Raw genomic sequence first — 19272 nt, 5'->3', positions numbered from 1 at the left:
ATTGGTCATTAGTCATTGGTGATTAATTTGAGAGATAGTACAAATGACTAATGTCTTATTGTTAGATGCACATTAGGTATGAATTAACTTCAGGCTACCACGCTACCAAGGTCAGCATGAGATGGTTTATCTGTTTTAGAAGTTGAGACTGCATGAGCGATCGCTGTTATAACTTCTTTAATTTGGCTACTGGTCAAACCAGGATACATCGGTAATGATAATATTTCTTTTGACAATTTTTCTGCTTGGGGAAAATCTCCAGGCTGATAGCCTAAGTTGGTGAATGCCGGTTGGAGATGACAAGGAATTGGGTAATGAATGCCAGTTTGGATTCCTACTGCTGTAAGTTTTTCTTGGAGTTGCTGGCGTTCTATGGGACAAGAATCATCAACTCTAATGACATATAGATGATACACATGGCCTGTATCACTTTGGTTTTCTATAGGGATAATACCAGCATTTGCCAAGGGTGCTAGTTCTTTATCATACTGTTGGGCAATAGTCAAGCGAGCGCGATTCCATTGTGACAAATATGGTAATTTTTGGTGCAAAACTGCTGCTTGTAAAGTATCCAAGCGGCTATTTGTACCTGGTTCAGTATGAAAATACTTTTGCGATGCACCATAATTTCGCAAGCGCATCATCTTTTGAGCTACATCTAAATCTCGTGTCAGCAGCATTCCTCCATCCCCAAATGCTCCCAAATTTTTGCTGGGATAGAAACTAAAAGCTGCTGCTATTCCGACTGAACCAGCGTGATATCCGTCTCTTTGGGCAAGGTGTGCTTGTGCAGCATCTTCAAAAATTAGTAATTTGTAGGTATCAGCAAAATTCAATAGTTCACTTGGTAATACCATTTGACCATAGAGATGTACAGGGATAATTGCTTTGGTATGAGGCGTAATTGCCTTTGCTGCTTTTCTTAAGTCAATTAAAGCTGTTTGGCGATCGCAATCTACCAAAATTGGCTTCGCGCCAGCCCGTTGTACCCCAATCAAGGTTGCGATAAAAGTGTTTGCTGGTAAAATCACTTCATCACCAGCGCCAATATTACACGCTTGCAATCCGAGAGCGATCGCATCTGTTCCTGATGCAACACCAATTCCATAAGCTGCACCAGACGCTGTTGCAAATGCTGCTTCAAAATCTGAGACTGCTTGCCCTAAAATAAAATCTCCTTGTTCCAATACAGATTGGATTGCATCTTGCAATTGCGTTTGAATTGGTTCGTGTTGTAACTTCAAGTCTACAAAAGGTACTCTAATGGTCATTTTATTCATTACCAATTGTCCTCAAAAAAATATTTCCTCGGATGGAAAAAATAAAAAAGCCTGCACAATTTCAGCATAAAATTGTATTAGGTTTAATCTATTGAATCGAGACTTATATAAAGTATCTAGGATTGTCCGCCATTAGTGCTAGCTGTTATAAGTAATAATTGCTATAAAAGCTACATGATTATAAGTTACTCAGTAAATTTACCTTTAATATACCAGTCAGAATTTTTCCTTCTGTACATAAAGAATGACAGCCCCTTTGTATTGTATCCTTAGCATTAGCTTACCCTGGCTGAATCTAAATCTAACGCAGTCTGGCTATAAAATCCCAAGCAATAAAGGCTACACCAGCGTTAGATAAAGAATATTCAGCACCAATAACCGACTTAATGTCAGAGATAAAAAATTTTTGCTCCAAATTTGTTTGTCAGAGGCAAAATTAGGGAATGCTTAAAAATAGCAATTGATAACCCAGATAGGGCTTATATCAATTACAGTATCGAGAAATTATTAAGGTAGCAGTGGCAATGGTAGAGCCTGAAAATAAATTATTTGCTCTAAAGGATGGTTGGGACTCTCATGAATCAAGAGAACAACAACGCCTTAAAGCTTTGTCAGATTTAGGTTTGCGGCAACCAGAGACGATTCCGGTTTTTGAAGAAGCCACACAGACTGCTGCCCACTTTTTGGAAGCACCAATTTCCATATTGGGATTTGTGGATCAAGAACGTCACTGGTTCAAGTCGGCGGTGGGCTTATCTAGGCTGGGGCTAATGAATCATTTAGCACAAAGCCGCCAACTGTCACGTCGGGAATCCTTTTGCACTCAAGTAGTAGAGAGTCTTCAAATATTTGTAATTAATGATACGCATAACCTGACAGATCCAGTACTTGTTAGCAGCAAGTTAGTGCAGGATTATGGTATTCGTGCTTACTTAGGAGCGCCACTGATTGATGCTGAGGGAAATTGTTTGGGTGCATTAGCGGTAATGGATTTAGTGCCGCGCAATTTTACAAACCGAGACATTGAGTTTTTACAAATCATAGCTCGTTGGAGCATGAGTGAATTTGAACGTAACCGACTTCTGCAACGGAAACTCGAATCAAGTACACCCGTAATTGCTCCGATATTTTCAATCAATGACGAACGGAATACTGAAATTAAAATCACCCCAGCCACCACAGATAGCGGCTCTGTTTCTACCAAGGAACTGAAACTGGAACTTTTGGATCAGCTAACTCAGGAGTTACGCACGCCCTTAACATCTGTACTTGGTATGGCTAGTGTTTTAGGACGTGAGATTTATGGGCCTTTGACGACTAAGCAGAGAGAATATTTGGAAATTATCCAACACAGTGGTCGGTACTTACTTTCCTTAGTAAACGAAATTACCGAACTAGGAGCTATGGATGAAAATTCAACTGTGCTAAATATAGCTCCTGTGGATATCGAAATGCTGTGTCAACAAGCTATCAATACCCTTGAAGAAGCAGCTAATCGCCGCGAACAAGATATTCGCCTCTCTATAGAACCAGGACGCAATCGCATTTGGCCTTTAGATAAAGACAAGGTGCGGCAAATCCTCTATCACCTGGTTTTCAGTGTGATTCAACTTTCGGCTACAGGTAGCATTGTTCGTATTCATGTTTCTTACAAGGAAGATACGCTCAACATTACTATTTGGGTTTCCCACCCTTGGCTAGGGGATGGTATTACTGAAGTTGATCCCTACTTCCGTCTCAATTCTTTGTCGCTGCTGGAGCTAACAGGTGAAGTAGCAACTTACAATACTCATGGACAAAACCAGGAGCAAGGAGATATTTCATCAGTAGCGGTGGATAATTCAAATCACTTGAGTGCGAATCACTCAAATTTATTTGCTGCTAGTTCAGGTATAAATTTAGCTAAATCGAATGGAAATATCTCTCGTGAAAGTTTGGGTCTGTTGCTAAGTTGTCAACTGGCAGAATTGCATAGTGGACAAATTTTGATTCAAGGTTCACCAGAATCAGGATATCGTTATGTGCTTTCTTTGCCACTGCAATTGACGACTTCTTCACAAACAATTAGCGATGTCTAATTACAGCTAGCAGGGAACAGGGTGCGGATTATAAATAATAAGGAAATATAAATTCATGCTTTGTTATGTAGTAACTAGGTGAAGGGTTAGTCAACGGCTATCTTCACTTAGTATTAGCTGAAGTGTTTTAGATTACAGGTAGTGGCTGATCGCTATGAATAAGAGCATCATTACTAAACTGCAATTTCGTTATTATCTTTTTATAGCCATAGGCATTATGATCAATTCCAAGTTCTGCGTCGGCAGGCTAATTGATCGCAATGTTTTTTATGAATTTAGTCTGGCAACGATTTACTTTATCATCTTTCCCGCTCAAAGAATACCTTGCTACCAGTTATGTACATCGTTTTCTGGTGGGACTGTTAAGTTCTTGGCGACAAACCAGCGTCTTGATTCAGTGGGGAGATGCGACAGCAGCTGCTTTACTCAGTTTAGTATATGCGCTTGCACCTTTTACTTCGAGTACATTGATCGGCTTGTTGCTGGTGGCTTGTGTAGCATTTTGGCTGTTGTTGACTTTATCTGATGAAGCAACACCAGCAAATGTCTCCTCAGTCACTCCCATTCACCTACTGGTGTTGCTCTACTGGGGGGTTGCCGCAATCGCAACGGCATTATCACCAGTGAAAAAAGCCGCACTTAACGACTTGGGAACGTTAACCTTGTATTTGCTGCTATTTGCCCTTTGTGCCAGGATACTGAGGTCGCCTCGCCTCCGGTCTTGGATTATCATCCTTTACCTACACGTATCGTTAATTGTCAGTGTATATGGGTTGCGGCAATGGTTTTTTGGAGCCACGGCACTGGCAACTTGGGTTGATCCAGAATCTCCTCTGTCTAAAACTACCAGAGTCTACAGTTATTTAGGCAATCCTAACTTATTGGCTGGATACCTTTTACCAGCAGTAATTTTTAGCTTAGTAGCAATTTTTGCATGGCAAAGTTGGATCAAAAAAGCTTTAGCATTAACAATGTTAATTGTCAATACTGCCTGCCTGATCCTCACTTTTAGTCGTGGCGGTTGGATTGGGCTAGTGGTGGCAATTTTGGCTGTGATGGCATTGCTAGTTTATTGGAAAAGCGTGGAAATGCCTCGTTTTTGGCGTACCTGGTCGCTACCGATTGTTTTAGGAGGTTTGATCGGTATATTGTTGCTAGCAGTGATATTTGTAGAGCCAGTGCGCCTACGAGTGTTCAGCATTTTTGCTGACCGTCAAGATAGCAGTAATAATTTTCGCCGAAATGTTTGGGATGCTGTTTTCGAGATGATTCGCGATCGCCCCATTTTCGGCATTGGCCCTGGTCACAACTCTTTTAATCAAGTTTATCCTCTTTACCAACGCCCTCGTTACACTGCTTTGAGTGCCTATTCGATTTTGTTTGAAGTGACTGTAGAAACTGGCTTTGTTGGTTTAGCCTGCTTTCTCTGGCTAATAATTGTCACATTTAACACGGCATTTATACAAATGCGACGACTGCGACGATTGAGAAGTGTAGAAGGATTTTGGTTAATTGGAGCGATCGCTATTTTGTTGGGGATGCTAGCTCATGGAACCGTAGATACTGTTTGGTATCGTCCTGAAGTTAATACCCTCTGGTGGCTCATAGTTGCCTTAATTGCTAGCTATTGGACACCTTTAGCTCAAAACCAGACAAATTCATCTAACTTAGAATCAACAGTAAACTAACATGATTAAATTGTCAGTTGTTTTTCTACTGAACAACTGACAACTTCAAAAATTTTCTATTGTCTAGTACAGGTGGGCGGAAATAAACCTACATTTCGTTCAACCAGAAAGCACAAGAGAATTAAAGCCTTTTGACTTTTGAGAGGCACTTACTTCAGCGCTTTTAAGTCGCCCAACGCCTGGCTGACTCCTTTTGACTTCCGCCTTGCAGTACTAATCTCTGTAGGTAGTGGCGCTTGGAGCATTAGGGTCGCGGTAAGCAGTAGGTTGGTTCTCACTCTTTTTACCAGCCAAACCAGCCAAACCAGCTAGACCAATTAATCCCAGCCAACCCCAATCAAAACCGTTGCGATCATTATTGTAAGTGGTCGTTCCTGAACCAGTATTGGCTCCGGGGTCAGTTGTCGTTTGAGCTTGTGCGGATAGAGTTAAGGGTAAAATTCCCATACTCAAGGTGAGAACGCCAGCACCAATAGCTCTAATGAAATTACTTTTCATAAGTTGTGACAATTCCTTATGCCATCCGAAGTTACTCACCACTTTATCGATTTTCAACTTTAAGAAAATCAATCTGCGGCTATAAACTATAAATTTTCACAACTCACGCTATGGACATACAACATGCTTTTTACAGCAATTGGTTTCTCACTGTGGTGTGGTAGTTTAGCGACACTGACACTCAATAGTTTTTCATTGCCCGTTGAATGTCACGCTGGTCTTGGCGTCGTTTCAGGTCTTCTCGTTTATCGTGGAGCTTTTTACCTTTGCCAAGGGCTATACTTACTTTTACCCAGCCACGTTTGAGATACATTTTCAAAGGGATTAAAGTTAGACCCTGCTGTTCTACTGTGCCAATTAGCTTGCGGAGTTCTTTGCGATGCAACAGCAGCTTCCGTGTACGCCGTGGTTCATGATTAAAGTATTGTCCACTAGCGTTATAAGGCGAGATATGGACATTGATCAACCATGCTTCACCATTGCGAAGCAAAGCATAGCCATCTTTGAGATTGACTTTACCCGCACGAATCGACTTAACCTCGGTTCCTGTCAACTCAATTCCAGCTTCGTAAGTTTCTAGAATTTCATACAAATAACGGGCTTGGCGGTTGTCGCTAATAACTTTGTAACTGTCGCTCTTGTCGCTCATTGATAATTTTGTGTGCTTTAAATGTACCTAAAAAATTATTTAGATTTTTTGTTAATTATAGGCTTTATCTTAGAACCGCTATAAATTATGAACTCTATATCACTAATTTAGCTTTTATCAGTTCACAATTAAGAGTTTTCTGGCAACTTTAAGTTATATGATACCGATAACCTGTGAGTTAGGTAAGACTTGAGGCTTAAGCCCTAAGTCTTACCTAGTTTGATTTTGTGTAGTTTTATAAAGAATTGGGATGATACCAATAATCATTAGTGATTAGCTAAAAATTAATTACAAAGAACAAAAAATAACAGATATTTATTCCTACTTAGCTTTTATTAAATTATTTATTAAGTTAATATTAATTTACACTATGGTAGTATTTACTGTGCTTTATTGATGAGTTGTTACAAACGACAAAGCTCTCTATGCCTCCCAAAGAGAGCGAGTCAAAGGTGAGTTACACTTCTTTAACCCTTTCTAAGGATTTAAGATTTTCTTTATAAATCATCCCTAAAAACATCATTAGGTGGTAATCCTGTCATAGTATGAGACATAAGAATATTATTGTCTGTGTTCATTGATGAAGCGCGTAAAAGCAAATTTCTGAGTAAAAAAATGCTAGGGGTGTATTGTCCATGCCCTTGACGATCCTTGTAGTGGATGATGATTTGGGCACTCGCCTGTCTGTTAGTGACTATCTTGAACTGTCTGGCTACTCGGTGATTACGGCTAATGACGGTCAAGAGGCTTTGGCTATGGTGGATGAACATCATCCAGATTTAATTGTCACGGATATCGTGATGCCACAGATGAATGGCTACGAATTAGTGCGCCGGGTACGTCAACAACCAGTGTTTCGGTTATTACCTGTAATTTTATTAACAGCCCGAACTAAGACCCAGGAAAGAATTTTGGGCTACCAGTCAGGGTGCGATTTATTCTTACCCAAGCCTTTTGAACTGGAAGAGTTAGCAGCAGCAATCCGCAATCTTTTGGAGCGATCGCAAATTATTCAATCGGAGTATCGGTTTTCTCATAAAGAGAGTTTGGGCATTTCCGCCTCGACAAAAGCGGTGGATGCCCATAATTCTCTTTCCACTCAAATTCAGAAATCCCAGTTGCACTCATCCCTAACTCATAGAGAACAGGAAGTCTTAGAGTTATTGACTCATGGTCTTTCTAATGCCGAAATGGGTCATCAGCTACACCTAAGTCCTCGCACAGTGGAAAAGTATGTTAGCAGTTTATTGAGAAAAACCTCAACCAGCAACCGAGCGGAATTAGTGCGTTTTGCGATAAAGCATGGTTTGGTGGAATAAAAAAGTGAGGAGGAGAGACGCGATTAATGGCGTCTGTACAGAAGTGGGGAATTAAAATTCCTAACTCATAACTCATAACTCCTAACTTTTGTCAGCAGACCTTCACAAGCATCGATCAGTAAATCAATAACCCGATTAAATCCCTCTTGACCACCGTAATAGGGATCTGGAACTTCCTTCAGGGTGTGTCGAGAGCAAAACTCGCACATCAAACGTACTTTATGCTGATACTGCTTAGTTTGATCAAGAGTGAGGATGTTCTCATAATTTTCTTGATCCATCGCTAAAATGAAATCAAAGTCTTGAAAGTCTGACTTTTGAAACTGGCGTGCTCGACCACGTAGTTTAATTCCCAACTTTGTCGCAGCCGCAGCACTCATGCGTCTGTCAGGTGGGCTACCAACGTGATAACTAGATGTACCAGCAGAGTCACAGAGTATGCGTTCGCTTAAGCCAGCCTGCTCAATTAGATGATTCATAATGTTTTCTGCCGATGGCGATCGGCAGATATTACCTAAGCAGACAAATAGCAACTTGTAAGCCATAGATATTCTTTGTCCTTTGTCAATAGTCATTTGTCCTTTGTCCAATGACCAATGACTAATGACTAATGACTAAAATCCAGGAAGTTCTAGTCCACTGGTCAATTCTTCCATACGTTCCCGCATTGTTGCTGTAGATTTGTTGTAGGCTTCTTTCATTGCCACTGTCACCAGATCAGAAAGTACTTCTGCACCTTCTCCTAAAGCATCTGGAGAAATTTCTACCCGCTTGGGTTCTTGATTACCACTGACAATCACCTTCACCAGACCACCGCCAGATTCTCCTAGAATCTCCATTTGCTCCAATTCTTCTTGGAGTCGCTTTGCGCCCTCTTGAACTTGCTGCGCTTTCTTAAAAGCGTCAGCCAATTCTTTCATTTTTCCTAAGCCAAAGCCGAATCCTTGTCCTTTACCTGTCATAATTAGTTTTACGCGTATGCGTTGAATAACAAATCAAATTCAATTATAGATGCGGTAAGTAATTTGCCTCTTTTTTTACCAATAATTAATGCGTTATGGAATGGGGAGTGGGGAGTAGGGAGTAGGGAATAGGGGATTGGGCATTAGGCATTGGGAATTGCACATTGGTTATTAATTTAGGACTTACGCACACTCTACGAATTCTCGGCGCTCTTGGCGTCTTGGCGGTTCGAGAAATTAAGCTTTTTAGCAATTTTTGCGTAAGTCCTATAATTCTTCCTCATCCCCCTCATCTCTCCCATTCCCCACTCCCCACTCACCACTCCCTACTCCCCATTCCCTATCCACAAGCACCTTGAAACTCTCCGAGCATTTTGACTTCTGGTTCTAAATTAATAGACCAACGTTCTTGTACTTGATGTTGAATGTGGCGAATGAGACAGAAGATATCACTAGCTTTTGCTCCACCACGGTTAACAATAAAATTAGCATGGAGTTGTGCTACTTGCGCTCCACCAATTTGGTAGCCTTTCAGACCAGTTTGTTCAATTAACCAGCCAGCACTGTAAGGTTTGGGATTGCGGAACACACTTCCACAACTGGGGAAGTTGTATGGTTGGGTGCTCAAGCGATGCTTTTTGTGTTCTCTGGTGATTGCCACAACTTTTGCTGGGTCTGCACCTGGCGCGAGTTGTAAAGTGGCTTGAGTGACTATGCGATCGCCACCTTGCAATAATGAAGTTCGGTAGCCATAACCTAACTGATCGGCGGTAAGAGTTTCCAGCGTACCATCGGGTGAAAGTACTTGGGCGCTAACTAACATATCTGCGATACAGCTATTATGTGCCCCTGCATTCATGACCACGGCACCTCCGACTGTTCCAGGGATACCAACAGCCCACTCCAATCCTTGCCACCCTAATTCTGCTGCCGCCAATGCCAAACTAGGAATTGATTCTCCAGCAGCAACGGTTAATTGACCGGTTTGGGGGTCAAAGTTGCTGAAGCGCAGATGACGAGTAGCAATGACTAAGCCTGAGATACCGCGATCGCTAACTAGCAAGTTAGAACCTGCTCCCAGTGTTGTCACCTTTAAATTACGTTCTTTTGCGTATTTAAGACTTGCTTGCAGTGATTCTAAGTTTCGAGGAGCAACGTATAAATCAGCTGCTCCCCCAACTCTATAGGAAGTAAATGCTGACAAAGAAGCCTGGGGCTTAATCGTACAATCAGTATTGGGTAAGTAAATTACTTCACTGTCCACCGAATTAGTTGTTTGATGTTTCTTTGTATTCAAAGCAGAAACTGTGCAGACGTTTCCAGCTGCCTGGGAAATGGTCATTTTTACTTTTTTTTGGTAAAATTTTTACATTTATTTACCGTAAAGATACGGTAATAGAGTTAACCTATGGAACCATTGCTAGACAGGCACTTTGCTCAGAAATAAAACTTCGCAAAGTCTCCACTTAAGATGTGGCTTTAGCAGGTTCACAAAATGTCGTAATTATTTCAGGAATCACTTGATTCAAGTTCCCAGCCCCCAAAAACAGCGCCAAGTCTCCTGGGCGTAGTGTTTGCAGCAAGAACTCACACACTGAGGATAAAGTTGGTTGATAAACTACCTGGGAATGCTGTTTAGCAATTTCCGCCGCTAGATGTTCACCAGTAATTTGCCCTAAATTGGGTTCGCCTGCACTGTAAATATCAGTCAGCACAACCAAATCAGCATGGGTAAAGGAATCGGCAAATTCATCTAAAAAGGTGAGTGTACGGCTATAGCGATGAGGTTGGAAGATAGCTACTACTCTTTGTCCTGGTCTTGCTTGTAAGCGTGCTGCGGCAAGCGTAGCGCGAATCTCGCTAGGATGATGAGCATAGTCATCGATGAAGGTAATACCATCGACTTCACCCCGGAACTCAAAGCGGCGTCTTGCTCCCTCAAAGGTGGCGATACCTTTAGCAATTTCTCCAAATTCTAAGCCTAAGAGGCGACCAACAGCTACTGCTGCTAAGGCATTACTGAGATTGTGCCGACTTAGCAGGCGTAACTTCAACACGCCCAAAGCTTTGCCTCTTTCCCAAACTAGAGCTGTGGTGCCATCAGCACGATAATCAATATTAGTAACGCTGTAATCAGCGTCGGTGTCTGAGTATAAGCTGTAGCTGATTGTGGGTTGCAAGCGATCGCGCACTGTAGCACAATCAATGCTACCTATTAACGTTTTACAACCCTTAGCAAATGTCTGGAAGATGTCAATGACTTCTTCTAATGTCTCGTAATGGTCTGGATGATCGAGTTCAATATTGGTAATGATGCCAATCTCTGGAGCGTGTTTTACCAAGGAACCATCAGATTCATCTGCTTCGGCTACCAAATATTGGCTTTGTCCCAATCGAGCATTGCCTTCCCAAGCATTGACTTCACCACCTACTAAAATCGTTGGGTCTAGACCTGCTTCCAGAAGCATATAGCCAATCATGCTACTGGTTGTAGTTTTGCCGTGTGTTCCTGCCACTGCAATACTGTGGTAATCGGCGATTAAAGCTGCTAGTACATCTGAACGATGTAAAATTGGGCAACCTAATTCCAGCGCTGCTTTGTATTCTAAATTATTCGTGTTAATTGCAGTTGAACAAATGACTTGAGGCAGTATTGAGTTAGTAACAGTAGGTAATTCTTCTTGTGAATTTAATACTACTGCATTCGCTAATACCTGAGGCAGAAAGAATTCGAGATTACTTGCCTCTTGTTTACCAAAAATATGAGCGCCGATAGATTCTAATTTGTGCGTAATATGGTTAGGACGAAGATCCGAACCTGATACTGGAAATTGACGCTTGGCGAGAACGTATGCCAGAGCAGACATACCTATACCACCGATGCCAATGAAATGAAATGGTCTACCACTAAAATCTACAGAATTAGTCATTTCTTGCTCCTTTTACACCACACCACACCATAATCACAAATGACACGCGTATCATAACAGGAATTTGATTTTTACCGTAACTATCCCTTAATCATGTTTATGTTTGATGGCCAGATGATATTTCTGCTCTGGTTTTGCTTGTTCAGAATGATTTTACCTTGGTTAGAGGTTTTTACTATTTCTGAACTGTTTTTAAGATTATTCTGAAAATTTTGGCCGCATCGGGAAAGAAATTCTTGTGATGTCAAATACATCTTTTTGGCTACCTTACTGGAATTGGCTACATCATACATTGTTAGTAAAGCTGATTTTAAATTGCATCCAGTCTAGGCATGAATTGACTACAATAGTACATTGGTAATGAAACTATTTTTCAATTGCATAAAATCCACCCATAACTGGATGCAGCAACTAGCAATTTTTGGTGGCACATTTGATCCAATTCATTGCGGACACCTGCTCGTAGCCGAGAGAGCTTTGCATCAAGTATCCCTTGAAAAGGTAATTTGGGTGCCATCCCTAAATCCTCCTCATAAACAAGCAGCTTTGTTTGAGCATCGTGTGGCAATGCTGCAATTAGCCATAGAAGATAACCCAGCGTTTACTGTCTCACTAGTGGAGGCAAATCTCTCTGGGACTTCTTATGCCATTAACACCCTGATAGACTTATCTGCTTCTTACCCAAATACTCACTGGTACTGGATCGTAGGCTTGGATACTTTCCAAACTTTACCCCGTTGGTACCGTGGACACGAACTAGCACAAATGTGTGATTGGTTAATAGCACCCCGACTGCTAGGTGGTGAGACTATAACTCAAAGTAAATTAATCTGCAAGCAAGTGGAGCAACAACTGAGGGAGCAGTCATATAGCATTCACTGGCAACTCTTAGATATACCAATAGTCGGAGTTTCGTCAAGTCTAATTCGCAAATTTTGCCGCGAACGCCAGTCAATTCGTTATTTAGTCCCAGAATCGGTTAGATCATATATCACTAACAACAATCTCTACTCGAACAAATCTGAATAAATTATGTGTTTTTTTGTTGATATAACACTTTATGGTTAAAAGTGCCCCCCCCCTTTGCGATATGATTGGGGTCAACGATATCAACATATAAGCATAAATACAGAGGGCAAGACACTGTGATTAGAGTTGCAATCAACGGTTTCGGGCGGATTGGACGTAACTTTGCACGCTGCTGGGTGGGTAGAGAGAATAGTCAAATCGACCTTGTGGCTATTAATGACACTTCAGACCCTAGAACCAATGCTCATCTGCTGAAGTATGACTCAATGCTAGGGAAGATTAAGGATGCTGAGATTAGTGCCGATGATAACTCTATCATCGTTAACGGTAAGACCATTAAGTGCGTATCCGATCGCAACCCAGAAAACTTGCCCTGGAAAGAGTGGGAAATTGACCTAATTATCGAAGCAACCGGGGTATTTACTAGCAAAGAAGGAGCGCTCAAGCATGTAAATGCTGGAGCCAAGAAAGTTCTGATTACCGCTCCTGGTAAAAACGAGGATGGCACTTTTGTGGTTGGTGTGAATCATCACGACTATGACCACAACAAACACCACATTATCAGTAACGCTAGCTGTACTACCAACTGCTTGGCACCGATTGCCAAGGTGTTGAACGATAAGTTTGGCATCATCAAAGGTACGATGACCACCACCCATAGCTATACAGGTGACCAACGCTTGCTAGACGCTTCTCACCGGGATTTACGACGGGCGAGGGCAGCAGCAATTAACATTGTACCCACCTCTACTGGTGCAGCAAAAGCTGTGGCACTGGTTATCCCAGACCTCAAAGGCAAACTAAATGGTGTTGCCTTACGCGTACCGACCCCGAACGTCTCAATGGTAGATTTCGTAGTTCAGGTTGAGAAGCGTACTATTACTGAAGAAGTTAACCAAGCTCTCAAAGATGCTTCCGAAGGGCCACTCAAAGGCATTTTGGACTATAGCCAACTAGAATTGGTATCTTCCGATTATCAAGGTAGTGATGCTTCTTCGATTGTTGATGCTAGCTTGACTTTGGTTATGGGCAATGACCTAGTAAAAGTTATGGCGTGGTATGACAACGAGTGGGGTTACAGCCAACGAGTTTTGGATTTGGCAGAATTAGTAGCTGAGAAGTGGGTTTAATTAAAAAGTTAGGAGTGAGGAGTGAGGAGTGAGGAGTGAGGAGTTAGGAATTAAAACTCATAACTCATAACTCATAACTCTTAACTATTGAAATGTTGAAATCCCTGGCTAAGACTTAGAACTTGGTCAGGGAATTTTTTTTGTTGGTCGTGCAATAGTACTGTTGATCCCGAAGTAATACTACCTACGATCGCAGCACCTTCGCCAAGATGTTGGACTAAGGCTGATGCTAACTCTTGTGGCAAGCACAGCACTAATTCAAAGTCTTCGCCACCGTATAGAGCATATTCCAGCCCTTGCTCTTGTGTCAGCCAATAGTTAAAAGTTTTTGGTAAAGGAATTTCTCTTCGTTCTAAGAGAGCGCCAACACCACTGGCGCGGCAAATTTGAATAATCGCATCTGCTAAACCATCGCTACTATCCATACCAGCAATGGGCAATGGGCATGGGGCATGGGGCATGGGGCATGGGGATGCTAAAATTTTCCAGAGGATTGGTAAGACATCTAATCGTGGCTGTGGGCGTTGGTGGGCGCGGATTAGAGCCGTCTTTTCTTCGTCGTTGAGGTCTTGTCCTAATTCGGGATGCAAGAGCAGTTCTAAGCCCGCTTTTGAGGCTCCATGAACGCCTGTAACGATGATCGCATTTCCCACAACAGCAGCAGAACGGCGGATAATTTGGCTAGGGTTAACTTGACCAAAAGCAGTAATTGCCAGAGTCGTCACAGGCGATCGCACAATATCACCCCCAACAATTGAGGTATTGTATTTTTGCAGGCATTCTGTCATTCCCTGGTACAGCCGCTCAACCCAGCTTACTCTAACTTCACCGGGTAGTCCCAACCCGACAGTGATTCCCAATGGAGAAGCACCCATTGCTGCTAAATCTGATAAATTGGCAGCAGCAGCCCTCCAACCAGCATCTTCTGGGGAAGTGGTGATGTTGCTAAAATGCACGCCATCAACCAGTACATCTGTAGTTACCACTAAAGATTGCCCTGGTGCAGTCTCAAGTACTGCGGCATCATCGCCGATAATTTCTGGAGGACAAAAGCGCTGCAATCTTTTTAAAAGACCTTGTTCACCAATGTCTTTGACTTGTTGAGAAGATAACTCACTGTTCACAATCGGTTTTTCGTGTTGCAAAATTACGAAGAAAACTGATGATTTGTTTTACTGTTTAAAATAAGGGTATCGTCTAGGAGTCAGTTGGGATGGTAACAACACCAGTAACCAGCATCACATTTGAGGAGTACTTAACCTATGATGATGGCAACGGTTTCCATTATGAACTGGTGGATGGCAAGCTAGAGTTAATGAATCCACCAACTATTGAACATTTTCTGATTGTCGATTTTTTGGATACTGCCTTGAAAGCAGAAATCAAACGTTGTAACTCTACTTGGCTGAGTTTTCGGGAAAGTGGGGTGAGAACGGGTAGAAATAAATCCAGGTTGACTGATTTGTGCGTAGTGACAGTGGAACAAGCCAGAGAATTGCTGAATGCCTCAGCAGTATTTCAGTCACCGCCGTTACTAATTGTCGAGGTGGTCAGTCCAGAGTCGGTGAAACGGGACTATCGCCATAAGCGTTCTGAATATGCGGCTTTAGAGGTTCCTGAATATTGGATTGTAGATCCTCTAGAAGGGAAGATTTCAGTGTTATTACTGGAAGATGGATTTTACGAAGAAACAGTTTTTACTGCTAATCAGCAAATTGGATCACGGACTTTTCCAGAATTAGCGGTCGCAGTTGATCAAATATTCACCGCCGGAAATCTAAATCAGGGGAGACGCGATTAATCGCGTCTGTACAAGAATTATTCTCCCCCTGCTCTCTTCTTATGCTGCTTGCGGCTCAACCAGATTTTCTATTCCCTGAACGACTTTTGCCGATTCTATTTTGTCACCAGCCTTCAGTTTATCCAAAACTTCTTTGCCTTCAGTGAGATAGCCAAACACGGCATAGCGACCATCTAATAGGTTGCGTCCGGCGGGGGTGAGTTCTGGTTCAAAGAGGAAGAAGAAGAATTGTGAAGATCCACCATTCACTTCACTTTCGGGACGAGCCATCACCACTGCCCCAAAGGCAGAGAAAGGTAAAACTGGCATATCAACGTAACGACCAGCTTCTTCTAGTGTAATGCCATAAGTAGGTGCTTTATCACCTTCAACTAAGACTTCTAAGGGAATAGCGCGATATTTACCTGTGTTTGGATCAATGAAACCCACGTCTTTACCTTCTGGATCTCCAGTTTGCAGAAAGTAAGATTCTTCAGAACGGGTAAATTCTAAGCCATTATAAAAACCCCTGTGCACCAAATCTACAAAATTCCCAGCAGTGACAGGGGCACTATAACCATCTACGACTAGGGTCAAATCGCCTTTGTTAGTTTTGATTTCTACTGTGGCACGACCTTTAAGTTGTGGTAGGTTGCTATATTGGGCAGGCACTTCAAAGGGGAATTCTTTCACCATTGACTCTTCTAACTGAGTAACGAGATTCAGAAGTTTGCCTCTCTCTTCGAGAATTTGTTCTTTATCTTTACTCTTCGCCAATTCTTCCAGTTTTCCCACCCCAGATTTCAACTCGGTAATCCAAGCTTCGGCTTGGGGTTGGCGTTCTTCAGGAACGCTTGTTAAGATTTGGGAGGGTTTATCGAGAATGCGGGATGCTTGGCTGATGTCCTTGGAAATAGCACCCCAGCGCCGATTCGCCCGTAGTTGGGCAGAGATGTCCTCTAAACTGGCTTGTAGTTGCCGTACAGGTTTGTTATCTATCGGGAGTGCATACCGCAACAAAGCCTTACCGTCGGTAATTGCGTTGCCGGCTGGCAGCGCGGCGCTACTGGAGGGAGTCCACCCAGCTGTAGTTATGCCTAAAAATATTGTTACCAGCAGTATTGCCATTAGGCTGTTCTTCAGCCAGGATTTTAATAAGTTAAGCATGGGATAACTCAAATGCAGCATTAGATTGTTGACTGGACGTAACCCATCAATAATCTTCCCACGTTAAGGGCGGAGGATAAATGACTAATGACTAATGACAAATGACTAATGACTAATGAGAAATGCCCAATGACGACCCTAGAAGGGTACAATAAATGCCGATTGTCTTCCAAAATTTGAAAGTTTCATGATCTCCAGTAACGACTTTCGACCCGGTGTTTCAATTGTATTAGATGGGTCTGTATGGCGAGTGCTAGAATTCCTGCACGTCAAGCCAGGCAAAGGTTCCGCTTTTGTACGAACTAAGTTAAAAAATGTCCAGAGTGGCAGCGTGATGGAAAAAACGTTCCGAGCCGGGGAAACAGTTCCGCAAGCCACGCTAGAAAAAAGCACGATGCAGCATACCTATAAAGAGGGCGATGAGTTCGTCTTTATGGATATGGAAACCTACGAAGAAGGCAGATTGACCCGCGAACAAATTGGCGATCGCGTCAAATACCTCAAGGAAGGTATGGAAGCTGAAGTTATTAAGTGGGGCGACCAGGTGCTGGGAGTAGAATTACCTAAGTCTGTGGTTCTGGAAATTGTACAAACAGATCCAGGTTTAAAAGGTGACACTGCTACCGGTGGCTCAAAACCCGCGACTTTAGAAACTGGTGCAGTTGTGATGGTTCCTTTGTTTATTTCTCAAGGAGAACGCATCAAAGTTGATACCCAGGAAGATAAGTATATCAGCAGGGAATAACTTTTATCTCTACGGAGATGCTTGTTCCCGATGGAAATCCCTACATAGGGATTTAATTCCCTGCCACACTTAAGATACTCATTTACGGATAGGTCGAGGTAATAAAAACTGTGCCATTGGACTTTAATGAAATCCGCCAACTACTGGCAACTATCGCCCAAACAGATATTGCAGAAGTAACGCTCAAAAGCAATGATTTTGAACTAACAGTCCGTAAGGCTGTGAGCGTTAGCAATCAGATGTTGTCGGTAGGTCAAGCGACCTTCGGCGGTGTGGTGGGTTCTGGCTCGACATCGGGTTCATCTGGGGGAAACCAGGTGAACACGAGTCAGGTAACGGAGGTGTCCACATCTCGCGTGTTTGAGAATACTGGAACTAGCACACAATTACAGTTGTCAGTAAATTCCCCTTCAACCCTTGACCAGAGATTAGTAGAAGTGCCTTCCCCTATGGTGGGAACGTTTTATCGCGCTCCTGCACCAGGGGAAGCGGCATTTGTGGAAGTAGGCGATCGCGTCCGCAAGGGTCAAACGGTCTGTATCATTGAGGCTATGAAGCTGATGAATGAAATAGAAGCCGAAGTCTCTGGACAAGTGATGGAAATTCTTCTCCAAAATGGTGACCCTGTAGAATATGGTCAACCTTTGATGCGAATTAACCCCGATTAAGTATTAATCTATATATGAAATGAGTCATCCCAAATGAGTCATCGTTAAAACTTCAGTCCTTGCTGGTTAATCCTGATGAAACAAACGTTGCCTTTACCGCCAGAAGTGGTGCAACAAGTAGCTGAATACTTCAGTCTGTTAAGTGAGCCGATGCGCCTGCGGCTGCTCCACTTATTACGGGATGAAGAAAAATGCGTGCAAGAGTTGGTAGAGGCAACACAGACTTCTCAGGCAAATGTGTCAAAACACCTGAAGGTAATGTGGCAAGCAGGTATCCTTAGCCGCCGCAGTGAAGGAACTTGCGCCTATTACCGGGTAGAAGATGAAATGATTTTTGATTTGTGTAATCGGGTTTGCGATCGCCTTGCCACAAGGTTAGAACAGCAAGCCCGTAATTTTCGTGTGTTAAATGGCAAACGTTAGGTTAGTTGTCATTTGTCCTAAGAAAATGACTAATGACTAAAGTTGATAATTTTTATCAAAGCTTTCACGAGTTAGTGGCTGTTGTAACTCTACACCTTCACCACCTAAGACATCCAACGGTTTGCCGTTCACGTCAATGTACACTTTGGCTTTGGGATTTAAAGTTGTCGCAGTATAAACAACTTGTCCCACGCGACCCATCATTGATGTGCTTCCACCACCACTGGTAAAATCTTCAGATAAATTAACGTGAACTTCGTCATTTTCTGCCTTCAACCCCAAAAGTTTGGTTCCTTTGGGGATAGTTGTGGAATCTGTCCCTTCTGTTGGGCCTGCTAACAAACTTTGGAAAGCTGCTTCTAATGGCTGGTTGGCTCGTATAGAAGCGACTCTAACAGGCTGGGGGACTAAAGTAACATTTTTGTCTGTTGGTCTGAGCCAATAAACGTTAGGGCTTTGCTCATTAGCTGGCTGCCTAGTTGATGGCTGTGTTGGCTGTTCGATGCGCCCAGAGGGGTTTGACGGTGTGGGAGTATTGCTGGAGTGTGTAGTAAACCAAGCCACACCGCCACCCACCGCTACAACCACTGCTGACACGGCTGCAATTGCGCCTGAAGAAATACGATTAGATCCTTGTTGGTCTTTCATGTTCAAAACCTTCCTGACTGAGGGCTGATATAGTAGTTATTGAGGAGCAGCCTGGTTAAGGACGATACTTATAACTGAAGAGTTTCCCACTACCTGGAGGAGACTTTTTGCCTCAAAAGGCGATTATTTTTAATTTTGCAAGTCCCTGATTCAATTTTAGAATTTCTATTTCTAATTCGTCACCTGCCAAATTATGTAAATCTCATTCTTTTTGGAGATGATTGAAGATTAAATTTACAACGCAGAGGAACGCTGAGTAAAACGCAGAGGAACGCAAA

Annotated in this window: 19 protein-coding genes; 9 read left to right on the top strand and 10 right to left on the bottom strand. The window is 42.6% G+C overall.

Going from position 1 to position 19272, the window contains the following annotated elements:
* Positions 1–89: 89 nt before the first annotated feature.
* On the bottom strand, positions 90–1271 hold the full coding sequence (locus CDC33_RS31110; RefSeq protein ID WP_109012202.1) for a DegT/DnrJ/EryC1/StrS family aminotransferase: 1182 nt from the start codon (positions 1269–1271) through the stop codon (positions 90–92).
* Positions 1272–1804: 533 nt separating this feature from the next.
* On the opposite strand from CDC33_RS31110, the gene CDC33_RS31105 reads away from it, so the two are divergent.
* Together CDC33_RS31105 and CDC33_RS31100 are read left to right on the top strand one after the other, a co-directional pair.
* Entirely contained in the window at positions 1805–3358 is a 1554-nt protein-coding gene (locus CDC33_RS31105) for a GAF domain-containing sensor histidine kinase (RefSeq protein WP_109012201.1), read from the top strand.
* Between the two features lie 269 nt (positions 3359–3627).
* Positions 3628–5046 (top strand): IctB family putative bicarbonate transporter, encoded by a 1419-nt coding sequence (locus tag CDC33_RS31100; RefSeq protein WP_109012762.1) that lies wholly within the window; start codon positions 3628–3630, stop codon positions 5044–5046.
* 213 nt (positions 5047–5259) lie between these two features.
* Here CDC33_RS31100 and CDC33_RS31095 read toward each other — a convergent pair whose 3' ends face one another.
* Both CDC33_RS31095 and smpB read right to left on the bottom strand, forming a co-directional pair.
* Positions 5260–5544, bottom strand: a complete 285-nt coding sequence (locus tag CDC33_RS31095) for a WGxxGxxG family protein (protein WP_109012200.1) — start codon at positions 5542–5544, stop codon at positions 5260–5262.
* A gap of 181 nt (positions 5545–5725) precedes the next feature.
* Complete coding sequence (gene smpB, locus CDC33_RS31090) at positions 5726–6193, bottom strand: SsrA-binding protein SmpB (protein WP_109012199.1); 468 nt, start codon at positions 6191–6193, stop codon at positions 5726–5728.
* A 635-nt stretch (positions 6194–6828) separates the two neighbouring features.
* Between smpB and CDC33_RS31085 the strand changes: the two genes are divergently transcribed.
* On the top strand, positions 6829–7512 hold the full coding sequence (locus CDC33_RS31085; RefSeq protein WP_109012198.1) for a response regulator transcription factor: 684 nt from the start codon (positions 6829–6831) through the stop codon (positions 7510–7512).
* 65 nt (positions 7513–7577) lie between these two features.
* Here CDC33_RS31085 and CDC33_RS31080 read toward each other — a convergent pair whose 3' ends face one another.
* From CDC33_RS31080 to murC, 4 genes are all read right to left on the bottom strand, one after another.
* Complete coding sequence (locus CDC33_RS31080) at positions 7578–8057, bottom strand: low molecular weight protein-tyrosine-phosphatase (RefSeq protein ID WP_109012197.1); 480 nt, start codon at positions 8055–8057, stop codon at positions 7578–7580.
* Positions 8058–8126: 69 nt separating this feature from the next.
* Positions 8127–8474, bottom strand: a complete 348-nt coding sequence (locus CDC33_RS31075) for a YbaB/EbfC family nucleoid-associated protein (RefSeq protein ID WP_100900466.1) — start codon at positions 8472–8474, stop codon at positions 8127–8129.
* A 340-nt stretch (positions 8475–8814) separates the two neighbouring features.
* Positions 8815–9816, bottom strand: a complete 1002-nt coding sequence (murB, locus tag CDC33_RS31070) for a UDP-N-acetylmuramate dehydrogenase (protein ID WP_109012196.1) — start codon at positions 9814–9816, stop codon at positions 8815–8817.
* A 124-nt stretch (positions 9817–9940) separates the two neighbouring features.
* The gene (gene murC, locus CDC33_RS31065; protein WP_109012195.1) at positions 9941–11404 is read right to left on the bottom strand and encodes a UDP-N-acetylmuramate--L-alanine ligase; all 1464 of its coding nucleotides are present in this window, start codon (positions 11402–11404) and stop codon (positions 9941–9943) included.
* A gap of 402 nt (positions 11405–11806) precedes the next feature.
* On the opposite strand from murC, the gene nadD reads away from it, so the two are divergent.
* A complete protein-coding gene (nadD, locus tag CDC33_RS31055; RefSeq protein WP_109012193.1) occupies positions 11807–12433 on the top strand; it encodes a nicotinate (nicotinamide) nucleotide adenylyltransferase in 627 nt (208 codons plus the stop codon).
* 116 nt (positions 12434–12549) lie between these two features.
* Entirely contained in the window at positions 12550–13563 is a 1014-nt protein-coding gene (locus CDC33_RS31050) for a type I glyceraldehyde-3-phosphate dehydrogenase (RefSeq protein WP_109012192.1), read from the top strand.
* A gap of 80 nt (positions 13564–13643) precedes the next feature.
* On the opposite strand, the gene thiL is transcribed toward CDC33_RS31050, so the two are convergent.
* Complete coding sequence (gene thiL, locus CDC33_RS31045) at positions 13644–14687, bottom strand: thiamine-phosphate kinase (protein WP_109012191.1); 1044 nt, start codon at positions 14685–14687, stop codon at positions 13644–13646.
* An 89-nt stretch (positions 14688–14776) separates the two neighbouring features.
* Between thiL and CDC33_RS31040 the strand changes: the two genes are divergently transcribed.
* Complete coding sequence (locus CDC33_RS31040; RefSeq protein ID WP_109012190.1) at positions 14777–15364, top strand: Uma2 family endonuclease; 588 nt, start codon at positions 14777–14779, stop codon at positions 15362–15364.
* A gap of 39 nt (positions 15365–15403) precedes the next feature.
* Here the strand turns inward: CDC33_RS31040 and CDC33_RS31035 are convergent, their stop codons facing one another.
* Complete coding sequence (locus CDC33_RS31035) at positions 15404–16510, bottom strand: peptidylprolyl isomerase (protein WP_109012761.1); 1107 nt, start codon at positions 16508–16510, stop codon at positions 15404–15406.
* 187 nt (positions 16511–16697) lie between these two features.
* Between CDC33_RS31035 and efp the strand changes: the two genes are divergently transcribed.
* The 3 genes from efp (at position 16698) to CDC33_RS31020 (ending at position 18346) form a co-directional block, all read left to right on the top strand.
* Positions 16698–17255, top strand: coding sequence for an elongation factor P (efp, locus tag CDC33_RS31030; protein WP_109012189.1), 558 nt, complete (start codon positions 16698–16700; stop codon positions 17253–17255).
* Positions 17256–17365: 110 nt separating this feature from the next.
* Entirely contained in the window at positions 17366–17923 is a 558-nt protein-coding gene (accB, locus tag CDC33_RS31025) for an acetyl-CoA carboxylase biotin carboxyl carrier protein (RefSeq protein WP_109012188.1), read from the top strand.
* A gap of 75 nt (positions 17924–17998) precedes the next feature.
* Positions 17999–18346: an ArsR/SmtB family transcription factor gene (locus CDC33_RS31020; protein ID WP_109012187.1), complete on the top strand. Its 348-nt coding sequence runs from the start codon at positions 17999–18001 to the stop codon at positions 18344–18346.
* Between the two features lie 36 nt (positions 18347–18382).
* Here CDC33_RS31020 and CDC33_RS31015 read toward each other — a convergent pair whose 3' ends face one another.
* Positions 18383–18994, bottom strand: coding sequence for a GerMN domain-containing protein (locus CDC33_RS31015; RefSeq protein WP_109012186.1), 612 nt, complete (start codon positions 18992–18994; stop codon positions 18383–18385).
* Between the last annotated feature and the right edge of the window lie 278 nt (positions 18995–19272).

The sequence above is a fragment of the Nostoc commune NIES-4072 genome, assembly GCF_003113895.1.
Classification (GTDB): Bacteria; Cyanobacteriota; Cyanobacteriia; order Cyanobacteriales; family Nostocaceae; genus Nostoc; species Nostoc commune.
Note: the sequence above shows the minus strand (reverse complement) of the source record. Positions and strands in the feature narration are given on the sequence as shown.

What these genes read in the sequence shown, in the direction of transcription:
- CDC33_RS31110 (WP_109012202.1), bottom strand. Translation starts at nt 1,271, where the DNA reads ATGACCATTAGAGTACCTTTTGTAGACTTGAAGTTACAACACGAACCA.
- CDC33_RS31105 (WP_109012201.1), top strand. Translation starts at nt 1,805, where the DNA reads ATGGTAGAGCCTGAAAATAAATTATTTGCTCTAAAGGATGGTTGGGAC.
- CDC33_RS31100 (WP_109012762.1), top strand. Translation starts at nt 3,628, where the DNA reads ATGAATTTAGTCTGGCAACGATTTACTTTATCATCTTTCCCGCTCAAA.
- CDC33_RS31095 (WP_109012200.1), bottom strand. Translation starts at nt 5,544, where the DNA reads ATGAAAAGTAATTTCATTAGAGCTATTGGTGCTGGCGTTCTCACCTTG.
- smpB (WP_109012199.1), bottom strand. Translation starts at nt 6,193, where the DNA reads ATGAGCGACAAGAGCGACAGTTACAAAGTTATTAGCGACAACCGCCAA.
- CDC33_RS31085 (WP_109012198.1), top strand. Translation starts at nt 6,829, where the DNA reads ATGCCCTTGACGATCCTTGTAGTGGATGATGATTTGGGCACTCGCCTG.
- CDC33_RS31080 (WP_109012197.1), bottom strand. Translation starts at nt 8,057, where the DNA reads ATGGCTTACAAGTTGCTATTTGTCTGCTTAGGTAATATCTGCCGATCG.
- CDC33_RS31075 (WP_100900466.1), bottom strand. Translation starts at nt 8,474, where the DNA reads ATGACAGGTAAAGGACAAGGATTCGGCTTTGGCTTAGGAAAAATGAAA.
- murB (WP_109012196.1), bottom strand. Translation starts at nt 9,816, where the DNA reads ATGACCATTTCCCAGGCAGCTGGAAACGTCTGCACAGTTTCTGCTTTG.
- murC (WP_109012195.1), bottom strand. Translation starts at nt 11,404, where the DNA reads ATGACTAATTCTGTAGATTTTAGTGGTAGACCATTTCATTTCATTGGC.
- nadD (WP_109012193.1), top strand. Translation starts at nt 11,807, where the DNA reads ATGCAGCAACTAGCAATTTTTGGTGGCACATTTGATCCAATTCATTGC.
- CDC33_RS31040 (WP_109012190.1), top strand. Translation starts at nt 14,777, where the DNA reads ATGGTAACAACACCAGTAACCAGCATCACATTTGAGGAGTACTTAACC.
- CDC33_RS31035 (WP_109012761.1), bottom strand. Translation starts at nt 16,510, where the DNA reads ATGCTTAACTTATTAAAATCCTGGCTGAAGAACAGCCTAATGGCAATA.
- efp (WP_109012189.1), top strand. Translation starts at nt 16,698, where the DNA reads ATGATCTCCAGTAACGACTTTCGACCCGGTGTTTCAATTGTATTAGAT.
- CDC33_RS31020 (WP_109012187.1), top strand. Translation starts at nt 17,999, where the DNA reads ATGAAACAAACGTTGCCTTTACCGCCAGAAGTGGTGCAACAAGTAGCT.
- CDC33_RS31015 (WP_109012186.1), bottom strand. Translation starts at nt 18,994, where the DNA reads ATGAAAGACCAACAAGGATCTAATCGTATTTCTTCAGGCGCAATTGCA.